The sequence below is a fragment of the Brevundimonas sp. ZS04 genome (assembly GCF_001956865.1).
Taxonomy (GTDB): Bacteria; Pseudomonadota; Alphaproteobacteria; order Caulobacterales; family Caulobacteraceae; genus Brevundimonas; species Brevundimonas diminuta.
The window spans coordinates 1-395 of sequence record NZ_MTHE01000071.1; the positions used below are offsets into that span (position 1 = coordinate 1).

Below are 395 nucleotides of genomic sequence, written 5' to 3' on the forward strand. Positions count from 1 at the left end.
GTGCACCACGGCGCCAGCGTCGAGGAGCGCCGACGCTGCCACGCCGCGATCGCCACGGCGTCGGTCACGCGCGGGGCCCGGGCCTGGCACCGGGCCTCGGCCGCCGTCGCCGAGGATGAGGCGTGCGCGCAGGACCTCGAAGACGTCGCCTCGGATTTCGAGCTGCGTGGTGGACGGGTCGCCGCCGCCCGCGCGCTCGAGCGCGCGGCCGAGCTCTCGCCTCGGCGCCCCGATCGGGCCAGGCGCCTGCTGGCGGCCGGCGTCGCAGCGCGGCACGCCACGCGCACCGCTTGGGCGCGCCGGCTGCTCGACCACGCCCACGGCCTGGCCGACGACCGACGACTGCGCCTGACGATCGAACTCGAGCTGCTGCTCCTGGACGCCCACACCGAGAC

At 77.5% G+C, this 395-nt stretch carries 1 protein-coding gene; it reads left to right on the plus strand.

Annotated features, from left to right (window positions below; genetic code table 11):
* A partial coding sequence (locus BJP32_RS17425; RefSeq protein ID WP_198935319.1) for a hypothetical protein occupies positions 1-395 on the plus strand: 395 nt, incomplete at both ends.